Here is a 19,560-nt window from a genome sequence, read left to right on the forward strand (position 1 = left end):
ACTTTAGTGGCATGGGCTGGCGGCTTCGGGGAGTCATGCATGATGCCCGGTTTTTTTGCCCGATCATTAATCGATCGTGAAGACAGCAGGACAAGGGGGTTAAAACGGCATAACGTAGGGCGGGCAGATTTTCTGCCCACGCTGAATCTGCTCCTCGAATGATCGACGTTCCGCGTGGGCACAGGTGCCCACCCTACGAGTTTCCTGTCTTCATCTCCCGCCTTCTCCACCTTTACATGCCTGAAAATGATGTCAACGTTGAGTAACTAAACAAATAAAACATCTGCTTGCCGCATATATCCGTTCCGACGACAAAAAATGTCAGTTATTGACCAATGAATGGCAATAAATTTTTTATTGCCACTAAATGTCAAAAAAACAGCGTCAATATTGCTGGTACGACACTTGCTCATATGCAAGTTCCTGCACCGCCACTGCGGCCCGTTTATTGAGCCAGCTAAACAAATCGTTTTTTGACCAGAAACGTAATAACAAAAACAAAGGAATGCATCATGAACAAAGTGCCATATCAGCGTCGGCCGAAATCGGAGCCGAATTTCGGACCGTTATGTAAACAAGTACTGCCTCTCGCCCTGGCATTGCTGCTGGCAGCCTGCGGCGGCGGGAGCGACGATCCTGCCGCCCAGGATGCCGCGGCGGCCAAGTCGTCCAAAGCCCTGGCCGCGGCGAGCTCAGCGGCGGAAACCGTGCTCACGCCAGTGAGCGCCAGCGCCAGTTCGGCGGAACGCGGCGACCTGTCCGCCGCTGCGGCCATTGACCACAACGAGAGCACACGCTGGGGCAGCGGCTTCTCCGACGACGAATACCTGACGCTGGATTTCGGCACATCGCAGGTCATCAACCGCGTCCATATCGACTGGGAAAACGCGCACGCTCTGCAATACCTGCTGCAGGTTTCCGACGACAACGCCAACTGGACCACGATCAAGACCGTGGACAACAGCGGCGGCGGCTCCGAAGACTGGACCGGGCTCTCGGGCCAGGGCCGCTTCCTGCGCATGAAGGGCATCAAACGTTCGACCCAGTACGGCTATTCGATCCTGGAGATCCAGGCTTTCTCCGGCGCCCCGGTTGCGCCGCCGGTCACCGATCCTGTACCGGTGCCGGCCGACACCAGCAAACCGGGCCTGATCATCACGCCCGTCGCGGCGACTTCGTCGGCCCTGGAAAACCAAGGCTTGTCGGCGGCCATGGCGATCGACGGCAAAATGACTACGCGCTGGTCCAGCGCCTCCGAGGACGGCGCCTGGATCCAGTTCGACTTCGGCGCCAAGACGCAGGTCGGCTACATGAAGCTGCTTTGGGAAAACTCCTACGGCAAGCAGTACGCGCTGCGCGTGTCGGATGACGGCGTGACCTGGTCGCAGTTGCGCTACGTGAGCAACGGCCAGGGCGGCACCGAGGAATTCTTCAACCTCGGCGTCAATGCCCGCTATATCCGCTTGCAGGGTGTGGCCCGCGCCACGCAGTATGGCTATTCGCTGTTCGAGGTGCAGTTCAAGACGCCGGGCAGCGACAACACGCTGCCCAACAACGCCACATCGGCCCTGAAATTCCCTGCCAGCGGCAGCGGCTGGGCGCCATTGCCGGGATCGGCCGAGCCGCTGGAAACGCTGCAGTTCACGCTGCCCGACGGCACGCTGGTCACCCGCTTCGGCGCCCGCGGCCTGGCGCGCCATGGCCGCGAGCGCGGCGAGGACTGGAATGAAATCGGCTACGGCCCGAACGACACCGTCGACCCTGCCACCGGCGCACCGGTGGACAAAGGTCCGGGCAATTACCTGACTTTTGTGCCGCAGTATTTCAAGAACCGCACCTGGGGTTTCGAGGTGGTCGACAATAGCCGCGTGGCGGGCGTGACCAAGCCGACGTTGAAAGTCAACCAGTACTTCCAGCAGGCCCAGCTGCCTGGCGGCGTGGCCTGGTTCCGCGCCTTCGACCGGCCTGGCGTTACCGGTTACGGCTGGATGAATCCCGGCGAGCTGGTCGACCGCAATCTCACCATCTGCCCATCCGTGCCCTACCCGCCGAACGGCAAACTGGCCAACGCCGGCATATACAACAACGGCTGCAGCCTGACTGTCAGCGGCTACCCGGGGCACGGCGCGCTTGGTGCCGACGGCTTCCCCAATGGTGGCAACGTCCCTGGACGGCCGCTGGTGGTGGGCGACATCATCGAAGTCTCGCCATCGTTCTTCTCGACCAAGGACGCCATGCTGGCCAAAGGCGACGACGGCGGCATCCGCTACTATTCGGCTGAATGGATCTACGTGGTGGGAACCGGCCTGCGGCCCTGGTACGGCGTACAGCCGCGCCTGAATTCGGTGCCGCTGCCGGCCGAGACCTTGTCGGGCGGGGTGGGTTCGATATCCTACAACTACTCGGACAATGGCTTGTTCATGTTCCAGCAGCCGCAGAACAATATCGGCATGCAGAACATGCAGCGCTTCGTCGAAGGCCGGCGTTTGGTGCATACCAACTTCACCACCGGCGACCACAATGAGCCGGGCAACGACCGCTACGCGCCGGCTGTCGGGCTGCAGGGAGGACGATTCAACCAGTCCGCCTGTATCGCCTGCCACGTCAACAATGGCCGCAGCATCGCGCCGGGCGGATTGAACCAGCGGCTCGACAGCATGTCGGTGCGGGTGGCGATGATCGATGCCTCGGGGCAGCAGCTGCCGCATCCGCAATATGGCACCGCGGTGCAGATGAATGGCGTCTCGGCCAGCGGAACCTCGCAGAACTGGGGCAATAGCGTCAGTGTCGGCGGCTTCGAATCCCGTTCGATGACGCTGGCGGACGGCACAACAGTCGCACTGCGCAAGCCGACGCTGGCGTTCGAGGGGCCGGTGCCGGATGCCGTCTCGCTGCGCGCCGCGCAACCAATGATCGGCACCGGCTTGCTGGAAGCGGTGCCGGAAGCGGACATCCTGGCGCGCGCCCGGACCACGCCGGATGCGGATGGCGTCAAGGGCTTGCCTAACTTCGTTTTCGATCCGGAGTCAGGCGCCGTGCGTGTCGGCCGTTTCGGCTGGAAGGCATCCAAGGCGACGCTGCGCCAGCAGGCCGCTTCCGCGCTGCTGCTGGACATGGCGGTGACCTCGCCGGTCTACCCCAACCGTGCCTGCAACACCGACCCTGCCGGCTGCGCTGCCGCCGGGGCGCAAAAGGGCATCTCGGAATCCGACCTGCAATCGATCTCCAACTATCTGTCACTGGTGGGCGTGCCGGCCCAGCGCAGTATCGCCAGCGGTTTCCCCAAGGGCGTGGCGCCGCTGGATGAACACCGCGTCGATCCGGCACAGGTGAGTAGCGGCTCCAAGATCTTCCAGGGCATCCGCTGCACGGCTTGCCATGCGACCGAGATGAAGACCGGACCGGGCCATCTGTTTGCCGAGTTGCGCAACCAGACCATCCATCCTTATACCGACTTGCTGCTGCATGACATGGGCACCGACCTGGCCGACAAGTTTACCGAAGGCCAGGCCAAAGGCGGCATGTGGCGTACCGCGCCTTTGTGGGGCATCGGTTATACAGACAAGGTCATGGGCAACAGCGCCAAGGTCGGTTATCTGCATGATGGCCGCGCCCGTAGCCTGACCGAGGCCATCCTCTGGCACGGCGGCGAAGCGGACCGTTCCCGCCAGCGCTTCCAGGCCCTGTCGGCGACCAACCGTGATGCGCTGCTGGCGTTCCTCAGGTCGCTGTAGCTGTACGGTGGGCAGATCTTCTGCCCACCCTGCGCACCAATAAAAATGGTTTTAAAATTACAACATAAATCCAGCGCGTCTCTCCGGATTCGCTGAATACTCACAGAAAGATGGTGGCTCCGGCCATCTTTCTCCATAGGAAAAGTCCGGGCTAAATGAATTCGGGCATGAAGATTATCCCGCGAAGCTGTCCGCGATCATAAATATCCACAATAGTGCACATTCTAACCAATTGATTTATAAGGATATTAACAACAATTAATTAAAAATGTCCGAAATATTACATTAAATTTCTCCGAAATTTTAGCCGTTGACAAGCAATAATCTCCGAAAGTTTTCGCCCACCTTGAACTACTATTCCTTGCAATTAAAATCAAAAACAGGCCATTAAAGTCGAAAATAGATGATCGGTATTACCAACCGAAACAATAACATCTCTTGGAAGACTGTTAATCCGCAGGCCCCTGGGTCGAGTCCAGGTCGGAGAGCCAGGATACATAAAGGTCAGCTACATGCTGGTCCTTTTCTGTTTACGGCTCTTGCGCCATTTTTGCGCCATTGGGTCTCCAACCTCGAGACTTTTAACATGGCATAAATCCGTAAGCGCGGTTCATCACAGTATCAAGCACGTACTCGCATCAAGGGACACCCTGAGGCCTGTCAAACATTCCCCTCTAATACCGAAGCTGCTATTTGAGCTACACAACGGGAACAGCAATTGCTCCGAGGTCTGGGCAGTATCTACCAATATATAACTAAGTATATGTATGTATAACAAGCAATTGATATACTTTGGAGTGAGCCCCTCGGGCTCGGCCAAGGTTTTCTCAGCATGTCGGCGTATCGAAACGGTTAGTTTTCGACTTTATTTGTTGGAAGAATGCCGACTTCTTGAGCTTGCAGCAATGTGTTTTCGACTTTGGACAATTTGTAGCTGGATCCGCAAGGTCTGGAACCCGCAAGGATGCTATGGCCATGTTTTCGACTTTAATTGGTCGGAATAACTACGCTGTCTTCAGTCCGCTTAAAGACGATATTAATGTTGCCAGAAATTCATATGCAGACCAGCGCACATGAGCCAGGAATGTCTATCCGAGTGGAGCGATTGGGCCGTCCAGCGTCCATTTTGACCGGGATGCTGGAATAGGGGTAACTGTTCCTTTGCTTGCAGAATTGACCCTATCCAACTGATCCAGGCGCCACTGTCGCGCAAAGGCGGCAACCCGGTCGTACGATCCCTCAAAGCCTAACGCACATAGATCTGCATGGATCTGTTTCAAGCTGCGGCGCTGCTTTCGAGATTTGGTCGCTTCGGTTTTAAGCCAGGATGAAAGTTTGAAGGCGTACTGATCAAGAGCACTGGGAGTGCGTCGATCCCTGTAAGCCGGCTCTATGATTTCAGAGCGTAGATAACGTCTGACGGTGTTTCTGGAGATGCCTAAGCGCCTGGCGATCTCCCTCAGGGAGACCTGGTCGCGAAGGTGCCAGCGTCGAATAATGCCTAATAATGCCACGTCGATCACTCCAATCTCCCACTCACTATATTGAGTAGGATTGTGGTCTATACGTGGGTCAATTTTCGATGCAAATTATCCCGCTAAGTGGGTCAGTTTTCGACGCAAATCAACAGTGGTTGTTCAAAATTTGCTGGTACACCTTCTATGTGGGGTTCGACCCGAGCGGATACTGCAGTCTGACTGATCAGTCCAATTGGCTCGTTCCCCCAGCTATTAAAGAAAAGGCCCTGCTTTGCAGGGCCTCAGGTTGTTGACGAACCCACCATTTTTTGGTGGGTTTTATTTTTTGTGGGTTGAATTGCGCCGCGACACTAAAAAACAGGCGGTCGGCAGAGAAATGCGTCGTGCCAGAGGAAATGGCGCATTAAGGCATATGTGCGGTCGAAATAGAGATTTAAAGAAGCTAAAAGCCGCGCCAGCAGCAGCGCGATCTTCTTCATATTCTGGCAAGCGGCCCCCAACAGGCACTGCTCGGCGAGCTTGCGCATTCGATCAGGTGCGCCAGGCCTTGATCGGCCTGCCGACGGCGAAGAATGCATTCGAGATATCTTTTCTGGCCTGGCGCATGGCGATGGCCAAGGATCTGCTGCGGCGAAAAGAGGGTGGCGTTGCGGAGATGGCTGAGCGGGTGGGCTATGGCTCTGCGAGCGCGTTCAGCGTTGCGTTTACCCGGCATGTGGGATTGGCGCCGGCGCGTTATGCGCGGGAGGTGAATGATCCCCATCTGTGACCTGCGATAATGGCCATGGACGCGTCATTTTCCGCATGCATGGCCACCATCTTGATTGCAGCCGCGACGTTCACGGCGTGATGCTGATTACTTAGGTGCAGCTTCTTTCACATCGGCCTTGGCAACAGGCGCCTTGATGTCAGCCTTGGCTGCCGGTGCTTCTGCCTTTTCTTTTGCGACAGGTTTTTTTGCTTCCGACTTGGCTTTTACAGCCTTGTGGTGAGCCTTGCTGGTCGCGGTCTTGACCTTGGCTTCAGCACCAGCGGTCTTTGCTTCCGTCTTTGCATCAGCCTTGACTGCCGGGGTAGTGGCGGCAGTAACTGCGGCAGGTGCGGCTGCCGGTGCAGCTGGCGCAGCGCCTTGGGCGAAAACAGAAGTAGCAAACAAGCCTGCGATCAAAGTAGCGATTAATTTGTTCATTTGTGCACCTTTACGTTATCTTGATTACCCCCGGATAATTCCTGAGGACCTGAGCAATTAACGAGTGCTGCAAAGGAATTGTTGACGCACATTACACGCGGTTACAACTATGCCATGAAGCTCCTGGGAGGGAGGGAGGCAGGCAAAGAAACGAGTGAAGAGATATTCAGCGGAACGCCGGTTTCGGCCTGGCGGAACATGTTTCGTTTCTTCTCGATGCCAACCAACATGGCGTCATAGGATACGAGCATGTCAATCCATGTGCTATAGAAACGTTATGCCACCCAAAGTGTCTTCGGCTGCCGAACATCCCGTTTTTTCCCCGGTCGATGAGCTTTCTTCGGTTGACCGTGAGAACGCTTCCGCTCAGCCCGCCCGGCCTGTTGCACGACAGCGTCGCGGTGAGTCGTTTGATGGATTGCCGCGCCGGGTATCCAGCGCGACGTCGGAGATCCGGCCGGAACCGGCGCGCAGGTCCGCGCGCCTCCCTTTTGTCAGGGACGTTCGCAGCCAAGGCCCGCACGCAATTCCATCGGCGCAACAGATTGAGTCAGACAGGAACTGGGGAGGTGACCTGCTTCCGAGCCTGAAGACTGCGTTGCTGGCCCGAACCAATCAGGGTGCAGCATTCTTAACTCATTTCAGCGACGAAGAGATGAGCCGCTGGGAAGGCGCCTGCAATGGGCAGTGCCATATATGGATGAGATTGCGTGAAGCTAGTCCGCTAGCCGCCGCCACGGATCGGCTCAACGCGCTGGCATCGTTCGAGGGTGCGGTCCATGCGAATATCCATCAGAGCGCCTATAGCGATAATCGCGCCGACGATTTCAGCATCGGACGCCTGCTTGGCATCGATGCGTGGAGTTCGAAGCCTGGCACCCACGATGCGATCTACACCAAGACCATCAACGACCTCAATCGCATGGCGCTGCATGTCAACTCGCATTCCAATCTACGCATGGAGGCGCTTCCCAGCGCGCTTGAAACAATCTCCGGGTATGCGATGTTGCGGCTCAGTCTTCCGGGGCGCCAGTCGCCGCGGCACACCTGGGCAATCCATAATGCTGGCCAAGGACACATGACATTGTTCGATCCTAACTACGGAGAATTTCATGTTCCCAATCATCGGCTGCCTGATTTTCTGAAAACGCTGAATGAACAAATCAAGTTGGATCTCGGGAACACCGTTGCCCAGATCGACATTGCACCGTGTATCGTCAGCCCAGAATTCGACGATACTCCTGTCGCTGCACTATGTCGAAGCCTGCACGACAGCGGCCCAACTTCCGCGCCATCGCACTCCAACCTCAACAGTGAAAGGCAATCTGTTACCGAGATTGATCTGGCAGAGAAGCCGTCTTCGATGAGCCACACCGATTTGCGTCGCCGTGGCGGCTGTAATATCTAGTATTAAATGAGAAGATAGATGAAATTTCTGACAGAATTTATATATGGACATAATCCTAGCCTGTGAACCAGCTCGAAAAATCCGCTCCGGCAATCGGGGCGTCCGCGGTAACGTCCCAAAATTTGGCCGTTTTGAATCGACGTTGGAGCGGGAGTTAATGGAATTGTTGCGATTTAGCAACTCGGTTGAGAGATTCAAACCGCAGCCCATCACCATACCTTTGAGATGGCGGGGCCGTCTGAGCAAATACACCCCCGATGGCCTGATTGTCTTCAAGCGCGAACTGCGGCATTCGCCAATCTTGTATGAGGTGAAATATCGTGAGGGCTACCGAAACAAGTGGCGAGAACTCAAACCTAAGTTTCGTGCGGCGCGCGCGCTTTGCCGAAAAAAGCTGCTCACCTCCCTGCAAACAACCTATCCCCAAAAACGTCGGCCATACACCTGATAAGGCTGGTCGTGCGCTCAATTGCGCCACGATCAATTATCTCCATACCTACCGGGAAACCCAAAATCAACCGACATATGATTCGATTAGGGCCCCGTTTCTTGAGGGGGAACAGAATCGAAACGTGGGACATTTGAACAAGCGACAAATAATGCGCTAGTGAGGCCGTAGGACCCAAGCCCCCTGCTGCTTTCGCCCTCCGATTGTAGAAGTGGTTAGTTGTCGGAAGCAGAATTCAAGCGCGTCGTAAATTTGACCAAAAAGAAAGCACATGCAAAACGGAATATCGCATTGCTCTATTGTTCGTTCGGACTCGGACTACGGGCCAAAGAAATGGTATCGTTAAAAGTGAGGCATGTTCTCGGCATAGATGGCGAACTGCTGGAAGAAATCAACCTCGATAGTTCGATGACCAAAGGCAAAAAAAAGCGCCATGTTTTTTTGACGAACTCTCGGGTCATCGACGTCGGTCTCGAATCTCCTCAGTGCCGTCGCAGTCCTGGTTTGTGCCCTGCTGATTGACCGTGTCGGTCGCCGGCGTTGGGCAATATCGTGCTTCATTATCAGTGGCGCGTTGTTGGCGCTGCTCGGGTTGCTGAAAGCAGAAAGCGCTTGGTCGGTAATGCTCTTGGCGTCCCCCGCCTATGCTGTAATGGGTACCACCACGGTACTGCTCTATCTCAGCAATGTTGGTGCTGCAAAGCAAGGATTAGTGCGGATGCCAAACCTGACTGGAACAACGCCCTCGCGAATCGGATTCCGCGGTATCGAAGACTTGGGTAATGGTTTGAAGGGTATATTCATGCTCGAAAACGGCTTCGCCCCAGATTCGGGTGCTCTCAATCAGGGTGGCCGACTGTTTGGGCGTGTTTCCTACGTTGGCTTGAGCGGCCAATTATCGGCCGATTCAGATTCTTCAAGGAGGGTGTACAGAGCGAGTTTTTCATGTATTTCGTGCATCAAAGCTTCGCCGTGAGACTCAAGTTTTCGCTGCTCACTCGAGGCGCTTCGAGTCGATCCCGTCTAATAACGTTAGGGAATAACAAACTATAAATAAAAATTCAGAAAGTTAATAAATGCACATCAATAACAATCAAATTTTAGCCAGCCCCGCCAATACAGATACCCAAACTAACGACGAGCTTTCCATATCAACACAGGAACGTTTACCTTCCACACCAAGCAGCTCATTCGAGCTTGCAGGTTTGCCCCCACGCAAAAAGCGCAAGATGCCTGAGACATCGAGGTCATCGAATGTGCCGAAACGGCAGGTCGTTGTGTCGAACCGGTTGATCGACCCCAAAAAACCTGCGGCAGTCATTCCCTCACTCCGCAGTGTGCTCTTTGTGTCGAACGCAGGGGTCAACGTTAATTCTCCACAAGCGGAAGGTACAGGAGGCGGACTGGTACCAGCAGTGGCTTCGGTAGCCAAGCTGCCCGGAAATTTTTGGCTTTTTACGAACAAAAAAGTTAGTGAAGTATTCACTGTCGCAGAAAATACTTTTGTCGATGGAGGAAAAGTAAGACAATTTCCTCTGAGCCACAAGCAGCATATTGGGTTTTATGAAGAATTCGCGAACCAAGTAATTTGGCCTGCCTGCCATTACAGAGCGGATTTGATAATGCCAGCCCCCAAGATAGAGACCTATCGGGAGGTCAACGACTTATTTGCGCTGCAGGTAATCGACCGGCTGAACGTGGCGCCGGACTCAATTGTGCTTATTCAGGATTATCATCATATGGTGCTTCCAAAAATCCTGCGGGAAAAAGGCATCGAAAATCCGATAGGCTACTTTCACCATATACCGATACCGACGCCTGCAGAGGCCTACAAAATGCCTAACCACAAGGAATTGATGTCGTCGCTGCTCTCCTGCGATCTCGTCGGGCTACAGACCAACAATGACGTGGAAAATTTTTGCAATTACGTGAAAGAGCATTTAGAAGGTACCACGGTGAGGCTTGAAGACGGTTCATATGACGTGATCGTTTCCGGCAAGGCAACCAGCGTAAAGTCTTTTCCTATCGGGATTGATGTTCCAGAGTTCTTAAGCGGCAAAACAGACGAGAATGACCGGGCCTTACTAACCAAAGTAGAAAATGAAGTTACACTGGGACGCACGGTGATAGGCGGCGTTGATCGGGAAGATTGGACTAAAGACATTCTCGGGCGCCTTCAAGCGTATGCTGATTTGCTTGAGGTGAATCCCTCTCTTTACGGACAGTTGGTATTTGTCCAAGTTGCGGCGCCATCACGGTCAGATTTGCCCGCATATAAGGAAGCTCACGATGAGATCGCAAAGTTGGTGGCGGAGATCAATAATAAGTATGGAACTAAAAACGACCATGGAACTACATCTTGGACGCCTGTCATTTACCACAACGAATTGGTGAGTCGCGCGTCTTTGCCAGAACTTTTTCGGTTGATCGATATATACGTGGCATCGTCTCCGTGGGATGGTCAGCATCTTGGGGTCAAGGAATTCGCCGCTGCGCAAGGCGCTGGTGCGCCAGGCCAGGATGTACATCCTGGCGTCATGGTGATGTCCACGGGTGTGGGAGCGTCAGAAGAATTCTCTCAAACCTCGGAGCAATTCCGTCAGCGTAGTATGTTCCCATCAGGGGATATTCCCGCTCTCGCCGTTTATTTAAGAAGTTTGATTGGCATGACGAAAGAGGAACGCAAAGAAATGAGTGAAAAAATCCGTGAATCTGTGAATACGTATAACGTACATGGGTGGCTCGCACCTCAGTTAGAATTTCTGTCCATGGTCAATCGCCCTTCGGATAAGTTGTGTGATTCATAGACATCGTTTCAATTAAAATGGCGTAATGAATGACGATATCCGGAAGCGGCTACGATGGGTACAGCTGTACGAGGAACTTGGCAACGCAGGCGTTGTATGCCTGCGTTGCGGTATCTCGCGGCCGACGCTGCGGAAGTGGTGGACCCGGTATCAAGAACATGGAGAGGCAGGCCTGCAAGACGAAAGCCGCCGGCCCAAGTCTTCTCCATTCAAGAAAGTGTTGTCAGCGCATGAGCAGCTGATTGCAGATCTCCGCAAGCGCAAACTAGGGCATCGGCGGATCCAAAATGAGCTGCGGCGCCTACACGAGATCTCGCTATCGACTGCGACGATCCATAAAGTCCTGGAGCTCATTGGCAAGCCGATACTGAATCACAAACGGCTCTACAGAAAACAAGTCATCAGGTACAGCCGGCCCACACCAGGTGACCGTGTGCAAATGGACGTTTGCAAGATCGCGCCTGGCATCTATCAGTACACGGCTATTGACGACTGCACACGCTACAAGGTCCTACGGCTTTTTCGCCGCAGAACAGCAAACAACACGATGGAGTTCTTCGACGCAGTGATCGAAGAAATGCCGTTTGCGATCCAACGAATTCAAACAGATCGCGGGCGCGAGTTTTTCGCCACAAAATTTCAGGAGCGGCTTCTGGAGTGGGGAATTAAGTTTCGCCCCATCAAGCCCGCATCGCCGCACCTAAACGGCAAGGTGGAAAGGTCACAACGAACTGATCTCGACGAGTTCTATTCCACGGTCGATATCAGAGATCCATTGCTGCCCGATTTGCTGGCGGAAAGGCAGCACTACTACAACTGGGATAGACCACATAGTTCTCTCGATGGCAAAACGCCTATCGAGCGCCTTGCCGAACTCTCCGACAAGGCGCTGCTATGGGAGGAGGTTAGTGCTAAATTCGACCCATCGAAAGAGCGTCTTCAGGAACAGAATTATCGTGCTGAACTAGCGCTGCGAAAATTGAAATGATGTCTGTGAATCGCACAGATAAGTCGACCGGCAAGCAATGATTTTTTTACCATTTCACTGCTAGTTCGCGCCGCTTTTTTTTGATCCGCTTCCGAAATAACGTACATCAGCACGCTACCTGCGAATTTCTCCACCTCCAACCTTGGTCGGTAAGGGATGGAATCTTTGGTGACGTGCCAGCCCGACTACGGAGCGAGCTTAGGAAGTCGTTTCACCACGCGCTGGATCTCCAGGTTATCGACGCAAACCAATAAACACTTGTTAATCACGCTTGTCGATGACAAACGGTTTTTTGCCAACAGGCTCGTCGGATTGCAGCAACTTGTCGACCAGCGACGGCGGTGCGGCGATTCCCGAAGGCTGGCCAAGGAACCGGCCGCCAGACCGAACAAAATTCTCGAGGTCCGGCCGCAGCGACTTCGGCACCAGCATCAAGTCCATGCCGAGTGCGCGCGCAAGGACCAGAACCGTCGACAGGCGTGGGGCAATCTTCCCCGTCTCGGTACGCTGAACCGTCATCCGACTTACGCCTGTGCGCCGCGCAAGCTTGTCGTGGGTCAGGCCGGTGGCCTTTCGTGCGTTTTAAAACTCATTCAAGATTTTGCTCATGATAATACTCATTTATCTTAAATTGAGTATTAAGAGTAGCAATATACTTATCTATAAATATCAGCATATATAACTACTCATAAGCGCAAAGGGTGGTCGCCGCCCGCTTGGCCAAATCAATTCCGAGAATGTCGATATCCATGACAGACCTCCACACGTAAATTGGATGAAACGCTAGTTTGATCCTATTGGTCGTGTCGGGTCCATCTCAGTAAACCAACACCCCGGGCACAAACAGGTCAAATTTCCGGCCTGGAATCACTTTTAGTTCAACATTTTAAATCTTTCAACCACGCCCCCTTCTCTGACGGTTAATAACACGGAGAGAAATATCATCGAAGGTATTCCCAGAATGCGTATGATCGTCTGTGTATCTTGTGCTAGGGTCAGTTGCAACGCGTACGTCAAATAGCTGTGGACGCCCACGGCGAACGTTCCCCTGCTCTTCCTGATGGATATGGGCCACAAGTTGCTCTCCAATTGCTGGCAAATTTTTCTTCATGAGTTTCTTATTAACTTTCTCCGTATCCATCGGTTGGATATTCTCCATGCGTCTAGCATCTTTCTTATCCAGAGCTCTCTCGGTCCATGTCTCCTCTCTCAATTCACCGGATAATCTGACCAATGGGAGTGCATTCCCGGTCTTGGCGTCGTAGAGTACGGCTTGGTCGAGCGTACAGGCGCTTGGATGACCCGGCCATGGATCGACCACAACCGTATTTCGATCGCCCCATTGGCTTACTCTTGGGTCACCTATAAGCAAGAATTCGTGGCTATTCCCGTTCGGCAAAGTCTGCCGCCTGCGTTGCAGCGGAGCAGTTAACGCAGATTTTTCTAATACGGCGACGGCGACGGCTGCATGAACTGGACAATTGCCACCTTGCGTGACTTGTGCCCGCTGCAATTGGGGAAGCTTTGCGTCCTGTCCGAGAATTTCTCGTGCCCAACTTTCGCCTGATGTGGCGTGGATATCGGTTTCCTGGTTTCCCGCCCCACTATTCAGTATTTGCTTCGAAACTCGGTTTGCCCATGATGCTGCTTTAAGATGTTCAAGCGCGGGAGATGATACCCGCACCGTCCGATTCGCATATGAGTTTAAGCCAAGTGCTCGTGCGTTCACATTTTCATGTACCTTAACGATGTCTTGCTCTGCATTCTCAAGCGGGTTCCACGCATTACTCGAAGATCCTTTTCCAAATACCTTAAACATAAAATTTATATCCTCATTTACATTGATGAATTGACCGGACAGATGATGGCTTGTGCAAGGTACATTTTTTTGCTGACAAATGCCTGGCGTGGAAGCGAAGAAGAGTTCGGATAAACGAAGGCGAGTCGAGCGAACCAGGTAGGCCGTGCATCTGATGTTGTGCGCCATCGAGCAACGACCGACCAAGCAGGACTTAACGTTGTACTCGTATGAGAAAGCGCCGACTCCAAGAGCAGCACAGTCTTCTCACCATCAGGACACGTTCTGATAGCCCACATCTTCGGAATGATCCAGATCGAGAATCAAATTTTTCGGCGGGCTAGAAAAGCTGGCGATGAACTGTTCCACGAGCGCCTCGCTGATACGGCAAATATCCTGGCGGCTCGCTGGGTGTTCGAAGCGAGAAATCGTCGCCCCGGACGCGGATGGACGACGAGTCGGCGAGCCCGCAGAAGACAATTCACTTTCGGCGCGTTCAGGAACGGCAACCCCCTGTCGTTCAACAGATCGGCTGCGGTGATTGGTGGGGAAACAAAAACACTACGCTTACGCAGTTCGTTCGATACACGGACTTGGCCGAACGCCGGCCGTTCCAGGGCGAATTGAGCTACGGCCACTTTAGTGGCTTCTTCAACGCGATTTCTGAGGTTGGGCTTTCTGCGGTTGGCATCAATCAGGGCGTCCACACCGCCTGTCTCTACTGCCGTTTGATAGCGATAAAACGTGTCGCAGGAAAATCCCATCACCTTGCAGGCACGGGACACGCTTCCAAGTTCTGCAGCAAGATTGAGCACGTTGACCTTGTGCTTGATGACATTCTGAGGAACACTACGCATGGGGTTACTCCTTGGCGTTTACGCGCTGGTTTAATAAAGATTCGCCCCCCTATCAAACTGGGTAACCCCACCCTTTGGCAAGGCCTTCTGTCCGATCAAGTCGGAACTACTACACCTGAAGCCAGCCTATATCAATCTGATTACTACTGTAGTCGTTCGGTGAACGATTTCATCATCAACTGCTAAGTTGACTACTTTGCATTGCCCGTTACACTAAGGCGCGACTTCTGACGACCAACTCCCGCTCACGGCTCAACAAGCCCGGGGCTAAGACATTTCCGTTCTGATTCCACCTTAGGTTCCCCAAATTCAGTGACTCCCATCCAACCGGATTTCCTATACCGATGCAGTTATTCTTATTCCCGGCTGCATGCCCCCCCCCGGTGCCGAGCATTACGTGAATTAGCCTTTCATTATCAAAAAACCCAATGGCATGTCCCGTCGGCAGATGAATTAGCGCTTCAGGGCTATCAATTCGGCGATCTGACTGCGAAACTAGTCCATGCTGAGCATTTAGCGTGTGTAACGGGACTCCCGCCGTTGTTGCGCACAGCTTCACTGCATCCCAACACATAGCAGACGAAAGCTCCAAATAGAGTGGATGATTATAATCAGTAGCGTCTCCTGCGAGTTGCTCCATTGTCTGGAGCAGATCCGCCGGTTTCGCTGTATTGTTTTCGCTTTTTCGCCGATGAATCCCACTGCTAGCTAGTCCTTGCAATTGTGAATGTCTGTGCGCTGGACGCTTTGTTCTCAAATTATTGGATACTGTTTCAACCGCGTTTTCGCTGTCTGAGCGTTGTAACTGAGTGTGATGAAGCGAAGACGAACGTCCACTATTACCACCGATGCAATTCCCCATTTTTGCTCTCAAGAAAATAAAGGCTACATAGTAGCCAGTCCATCTTTATTAGGATGTCGAGAGGCGAAAAAGAAGCGCCTTAGGCGAAGCAAGTTTTGCTGGTCGTTGAGATAGCCCCTGAATGACCGGACACAGTTTATGCGTTATCTTTACGCATAGGAATACGACTGTAAATATGACTAGAAATAACCAAACAATCGAAGTAATCACTGTGACGGAGCAACGTCGGCACCGGTGGTCGGCGCAAGAGAAGGCCGCCCTGGTTCGGCTCACCTACGAGCCGGGGATGAGTGTTTCCCTTGTAGCACGGCATAGGGGCTAGTCACCTTCACCAAGGATTGCTGTGATCGCGAAATCATTGCCTGGCGAGCCTGGTCGGGCCGCGGTCTATTTGGCGAACCGTTGCGTGAGATGCTCATTGAAGGGGTGGAGAAATGATTCGGCGATGTCGATGCAGGTCCGGCGACATTGGAGTTCCTAAGCGACAATAGTGGAGCTTATCGGCCCATGAGACGCATGCCATTGCCAAACAGTTGGGTCTGACGCCGACCCACACGCCAGTCCGCAGCCCGCAGCCCGCAATCGAACGGCATGGCGGAAAGCTTCGTCAATACCTTCAAGCGAGACCATGTCAACCAGATGAATCGCAGTACCACCGCCGCAGTTCTCGACCAACTGCCAGACGCCTTCGAGCACTTCAATGAAGTTCATCCGCATTCAGCTTTGAAGTGGAAAGCGCCTCGCATGTTCAGGAGGGAGTTAGGGCGTCAGACTCAGGTAAATGACGCAATTTAGGCGCTAACCTGTGTCCGGTTATGCAGGGGCAAGATCACCATAAAAACTGCCCATATTTTCCGCGTAATGAGCGAAATATGTTGCTGCTGACCGGACGTTGATCAGGGACGGAGAAAAATAAAATTAGATTACATTGTTGTCGCTCAGAAAATGGATTGTTAAGCTCTCATTGGCAAAATGCAAAGCTCAGGAACAGCAAAGTGCATTGAGCTTCTGGCAACAATTTCACGCATGACGACAGGTACTTCTGATAATTTTAGGCGAAACTCGCCTATATTGGGATCAAACAAAACAACGCGGCCGCCAGTTGCGTGGGAAGCAATTACGTGATTGCTGGCTGAGTTGGGGTCTACATTTCCCAACCATATTATGTTGGAGGTGCCCGGCCTATTCAGAATTTCCGAAAGTGAGGTCATTGCGGCTTCTTCATCTGTAAGAATATCGACAGCAATGGTGTTTCCAGCTGGACTAACCCCTAATGCTCGTGCCGTCTGAATAAGTGGATCCTCTTGATTATCAGGATCATTGTTGCATTGGAAAACCCTGTTTGCGTATTCCTGGTGCAACTGAAGCACTTCAGTAGTTGATTGACTTAGAGAATTCATTCTGGAAGAGGCATTGCCAGACTGCTTGGCAATTTTATTCATCCAAAGAAAGCTGTATATGACACATGCCCCTGCATGTCCGGGCGCCTCATGTTCCAATATATCACCTTGAACAAACGGCGCGGTTCTATGTACCGCCCAGCTTGACGAACCTCCCACATATGAGTGCTCGTCAACTCGTGGCTGCGACGAACATATGCCATTTAAAACTGCTATTTTTCTAAAGGACGAAATAGAATCGGGGCGATTGGTAGATGTCCGCTTTGGCAGGCTATCCAATATTGATTTCGATTTTTGATAAGACGACGGACTCTTTTTCTCTAATGCTTCAATATTCTTGGAATTCCTCTGTGACGAGGTTGGGTCGATCGATGGATGATATTGGCCCGTAATGCGAAAGTTTTCCATATTCTACCGAATTGAGTTATTTAATCACCATCATCTCATGGACAAAAAATTCACCTCACCCTCATGCGAAATTTTTGACCGTAAAACGTATTCAAGACTATAACTTCTGCTGGCAACTATTAATTTCAGTGTTGATTTACTGAGATGGCCCCGACACCACCAATAGGATCAAACTGGCGTTTCATCCAATTTACGTGTGGAGAACTGTCATAGATATCGACATTCTCGGATTTGATTTGACCAAACGGGTGTTCCAATTGCACGGCGCTGATCGTCACGGCTATGCGCGGTATGGCGCCAAAGTGAGCTGTCCATAATTGCACATCAATACGACTCCCCCTGCATAACCGCATCAATATACCTGTTGCGCGGCGTGACGGTGAGTGCTGAGCAACATCTTCGTCAAGCGGTTGTGGCGCAGTGTAAAACACGACGCGTTTCGCAAAACGGCAGTTTCTACGGAAAACACACGCCTGTCGATAATATCTGTTAGCGATACAGATGGAATCAAGACCACTCAGCGACCGAATTCATGCATCAAGCCATTGGCTAAAGTTCTTACTCAAGGGGGCGGCGGGTGCGCTAGTTTCGTCACTGGATTCGTGATTTCGCTCTCCGGCCGTGTGTAAGCGCTGGATTGTGTCAAGCTCGTCTGCCCCCCCCCCAAAAAAAAATAGCGGAGTATGAAAAAATGCCTCTCAACAGACCCGGTTCGTCACGCTCTTCAGTCGTGCAGGAGTATTCACCACTTTCGGACGTGAGAGATTCACGTCTTGACGCCATCGTTGGCACTCCCGCGCCTAATCGGCTTGCTGTATCCAAAAAGACATTCGAAGCCATGGGCATTGCCAGCCGAGTGGTCAAAAAGACCGGCTATGAAACCTTCCCGGATGGGCCGGCCAATCAAGAAGCGGCGATCTGGACGAGCGGGGGACGGAGTTGGACGCGGATGAAGCTCGCGCGTGACATGATCAAGGGCGGGCACTGCGCCAATGAGGTAGAAGAAATCAAAACGCTCAAGGAGATGGGAGGCGGCAGTTGCGGCGAACATCGTCGACTGGCAGCGGCGGAGCTTCGCCAGATGCATCGCACTTTGCCAGTATTTCAGGTCAAAGAATCGAACGAGGACCACAATTACGTCATCATAGGTGATTGGCGGGACCGAGAAGTCGGAAATCACGCGGTCGTGGTTGATCCTTGGCCAATGATCAAAAAGGTATATACATACGGCGAGCGGATTAATACCACTGAGCCGATTCGGCTTTTCACCACGCCCCCCGGACCGCCTGAACCCAACGAGGCCCTATCCGAGGCACTCTCCGCAAGCCCAGCCGACAATTCTCGAATGGATCGCTTCACGAAAATGAGAGTGAAGCGCCCAGCCGGCCCCGAAGCTGCCGGGGCCATTATTCAGGCATTAAGAAATAACGATGACGTATGGGATCAAGCGGCGGGAACAAGGAACCTCTATACGGAATATGTTGATCCAGACGGCCGTGTCTCGGCGTTCAACGATGTGCCGCCTGACTACCTCGATCACTACCTCGACGCCAAAGAGCAACTGAGATACACCTTGCCCATACGAGGCTAGGGCATGTCTCTCTGGACACGACACACATCTACGCCGAGGTAGACCTGGAGATGAAAGCAAAGGCGGCTTGCCAGCGTTGACATCTCGGGACTGTCTGCAACGTCGCGTCGTGCAGCCACGTTGCCTTCGCTCATGGCATTTCTGAAGCAACTTTAGTTTGTAGGCCATTTCTTATGTGCGGGCACGAGTCAGCGGTCATTGCAGAAATTCTGACTCGAAACCGCCGCCGCAACATAAATTCCGGTACAACATAACGCCGGCTTCAATGCGTTGTTTGAAGACGGTACGATCCGCGAAGCAGCATGCTGGGCGCACATGCGGCGCAAGTTCTACGATCTGCACGCGGCCGGCCGACGGCCTTGACTACCGAAACGTTGCGCCGGATCGCCGAGCTGTATCTGATCGAGGTCGAAATCCGGGGCAAACCGCCCGACGAACGAAGACAGATTCGCCAGGGCCATTCTCGCCCGCTGGTCGACGACCTGGAACGTTGGTTGCACGCCACACTGGAGACGTTGTCGCGCAAGTCCGACACGACGGCGGTGATCCTGTATCTGTGCCTTCATCAATTCCTTTGCGCGGCATAGTTATT

General features: G+C 53.1%; 13 protein-coding genes and 6 pseudogenes. 12 read left to right on the forward strand and 7 right to left on the reverse strand.

Annotated features, from left to right (window positions below):
• Nucleotides 1-512 precede the first annotated feature (512 nt).
• Nucleotides 513-3,734, forward strand: a complete 3,222-nt coding sequence (locus tag CFU_RS19315) for a di-heme oxidoredictase family protein (RefSeq protein ID WP_050808659.1) — start codon at nt 513-515, stop codon at nt 3,732-3,734.
• A 1,142-nt stretch (nt 3,735-4,876) separates the two neighbouring features.
• On the opposite strand, the pseudogene CFU_RS24045 reads toward CFU_RS19315, so the two are convergent.
• A pseudogene (locus CFU_RS24045) lies at nt 4,877-5,257 on the reverse strand (helix-turn-helix domain-containing protein); the annotation flags it as partial.
• A gap of 544 nt (nt 5,258-5,801) precedes the next feature.
• On the opposite strand from CFU_RS24045, the pseudogene CFU_RS19320 reads away from it, so the two are divergent.
• Nucleotides 5,802-5,981 (forward strand): annotated as a pseudogene (locus CFU_RS19320) (helix-turn-helix domain-containing protein); the annotation flags it as partial.
• Between the two features lie 87 nt (nt 5,982-6,068).
• Here the strand turns inward: CFU_RS19320 and CFU_RS19325 are convergent.
• Nucleotides 6,069-6,401: a hypothetical protein gene (locus CFU_RS19325; protein WP_014007688.1), complete on the reverse strand. Its 333-nt coding sequence runs from the start codon at nt 6,399-6,401 to the stop codon at nt 6,069-6,071.
• A gap of 277 nt (nt 6,402-6,678) precedes the next feature.
• On the opposite strand from CFU_RS19325, the gene CFU_RS19330 reads away from it, so the two are divergent.
• The 6 genes and pseudogenes from CFU_RS19330 to CFU_RS19345 all read left to right on the forward strand — a co-directional run bounded on the left by CFU_RS19330 (nt 6,679) and on the right by CFU_RS19345 (nt 12,052).
• Nucleotides 6,679-7,809 carry a YopT-type cysteine protease domain-containing protein gene (locus CFU_RS19330; RefSeq protein ID WP_190275179.1) on the forward strand — a complete coding sequence of 377 codons (1,131 nt, stop codon included), beginning with the start codon at nt 6,679-6,681 and terminating at the stop codon, nt 7,807-7,809.
• A 43-nt stretch (nt 7,810-7,852) separates the two neighbouring features.
• Nucleotides 7,853-8,257 (forward strand): TnsA endonuclease N-terminal domain-containing protein, encoded by a 405-nt coding sequence (locus CFU_RS24050; protein ID WP_081466518.1) that lies wholly within the window; start codon nt 7,853-7,855, stop codon nt 8,255-8,257.
• A gap of 219 nt (nt 8,258-8,476) precedes the next feature.
• Nucleotides 8,477-8,779: a site-specific integrase gene (locus CFU_RS24660; RefSeq protein WP_148264898.1), complete on the forward strand. Its 303-nt coding sequence runs from the start codon at nt 8,477-8,479 to the stop codon at nt 8,777-8,779.
• A 100-nt stretch (nt 8,780-8,879) separates the two neighbouring features.
• Nucleotides 8,880-9,152, forward strand: a pseudogene (locus CFU_RS24665) (porin); the annotation flags it as partial.
• A gap of 181 nt (nt 9,153-9,333) precedes the next feature.
• Entirely contained in the window at nt 9,334-11,064 is a 1,731-nt protein-coding gene (locus CFU_RS19340; protein WP_014007691.1) for an alpha,alpha-trehalose-phosphate synthase (UDP-forming), read from the forward strand.
• Nucleotides 11,065-11,089: 25 nt separating this feature from the next.
• Complete coding sequence (locus CFU_RS19345) at nt 11,090-12,052, forward strand: IS481 family transposase (protein ID WP_041742459.1); 963 nt, start codon at nt 11,090-11,092, stop codon at nt 12,050-12,052.
• 261 nt (nt 12,053-12,313) lie between these two features.
• On the opposite strand, the gene CFU_RS19350 is transcribed toward CFU_RS19345, so the two are convergent.
• The 4 genes and pseudogenes from CFU_RS19350 to CFU_RS25275 all read right to left on the reverse strand — a co-directional run.
• Nucleotides 12,314-12,571: a helix-turn-helix domain-containing protein gene (locus CFU_RS19350; RefSeq protein ID WP_014007692.1), complete on the reverse strand. Its 258-nt coding sequence runs from the start codon at nt 12,569-12,571 to the stop codon at nt 12,314-12,316.
• 376 nt (nt 12,572-12,947) lie between these two features.
• Nucleotides 12,948-13,871 carry a hypothetical protein gene (locus tag CFU_RS24060; protein WP_190275180.1) on the reverse strand — a complete coding sequence of 308 codons (924 nt, stop codon included), beginning with the start codon at nt 13,869-13,871 and terminating at the stop codon, nt 12,948-12,950.
• A gap of 252 nt (nt 13,872-14,123) precedes the next feature.
• Nucleotides 14,124-14,330 (reverse strand): transposase, encoded by a 207-nt coding sequence (locus CFU_RS25600; RefSeq protein ID WP_148264899.1) that lies wholly within the window; start codon nt 14,328-14,330, stop codon nt 14,124-14,126.
• A 68-nt stretch (nt 14,331-14,398) separates the two neighbouring features.
• Nucleotides 14,399-14,707: pseudogene (locus tag CFU_RS25275) on the reverse strand (helix-turn-helix domain-containing protein); the annotation flags it as partial.
• 1,037 nt (nt 14,708-15,744) lie between these two features.
• On the opposite strand from CFU_RS25275, the gene CFU_RS25605 reads away from it, so the two are divergent.
• Complete coding sequence (locus CFU_RS25605; RefSeq protein ID WP_190275181.1) at nt 15,745-15,891, forward strand: transposase; 147 nt, start codon at nt 15,745-15,747, stop codon at nt 15,889-15,891.
• 2 nt (nt 15,892-15,893) lie between these two features.
• Nucleotides 15,894-16,364, forward strand: a pseudogene (locus CFU_RS25280) (integrase core domain-containing protein); the annotation flags it as partial.
• 158 nt (nt 16,365-16,522) lie between these two features.
• Here CFU_RS25280 and CFU_RS25610 read toward each other — a convergent pair.
• Nucleotides 16,523-17,011 carry a YopT-type cysteine protease domain-containing protein gene (locus tag CFU_RS25610; protein WP_190275182.1) on the reverse strand — a complete coding sequence of 163 codons (489 nt, stop codon included), beginning with the start codon at nt 17,009-17,011 and terminating at the stop codon, nt 16,523-16,525.
• 1,204 nt (nt 17,012-18,215) lie between these two features.
• On the opposite strand from CFU_RS25610, the gene CFU_RS19375 reads away from it, so the two are divergent.
• Together CFU_RS19375 and CFU_RS19380 are read left to right on the forward strand one after the other, a co-directional pair.
• Nucleotides 18,216-18,968: a hypothetical protein gene (locus tag CFU_RS19375; protein ID WP_041742465.1), complete on the forward strand. Its 753-nt coding sequence runs from the start codon at nt 18,216-18,218 to the stop codon at nt 18,966-18,968.
• Nucleotides 18,969-19,223: 255 nt separating this feature from the next.
• Nucleotides 19,224-19,522: pseudogene (locus tag CFU_RS19380) on the forward strand (IS66 family transposase); the annotation flags it as partial.
• Nucleotides 19,523-19,560: the final 38 nt, after the last annotated feature.

Origin of the sequence: Collimonas fungivorans Ter331 (assembly GCF_000221045.1) — a bacterium.
Taxonomy (GTDB): domain Bacteria; phylum Pseudomonadota; class Gammaproteobacteria; order Burkholderiales; family Burkholderiaceae_D; genus Collimonas; species Collimonas fungivorans_A.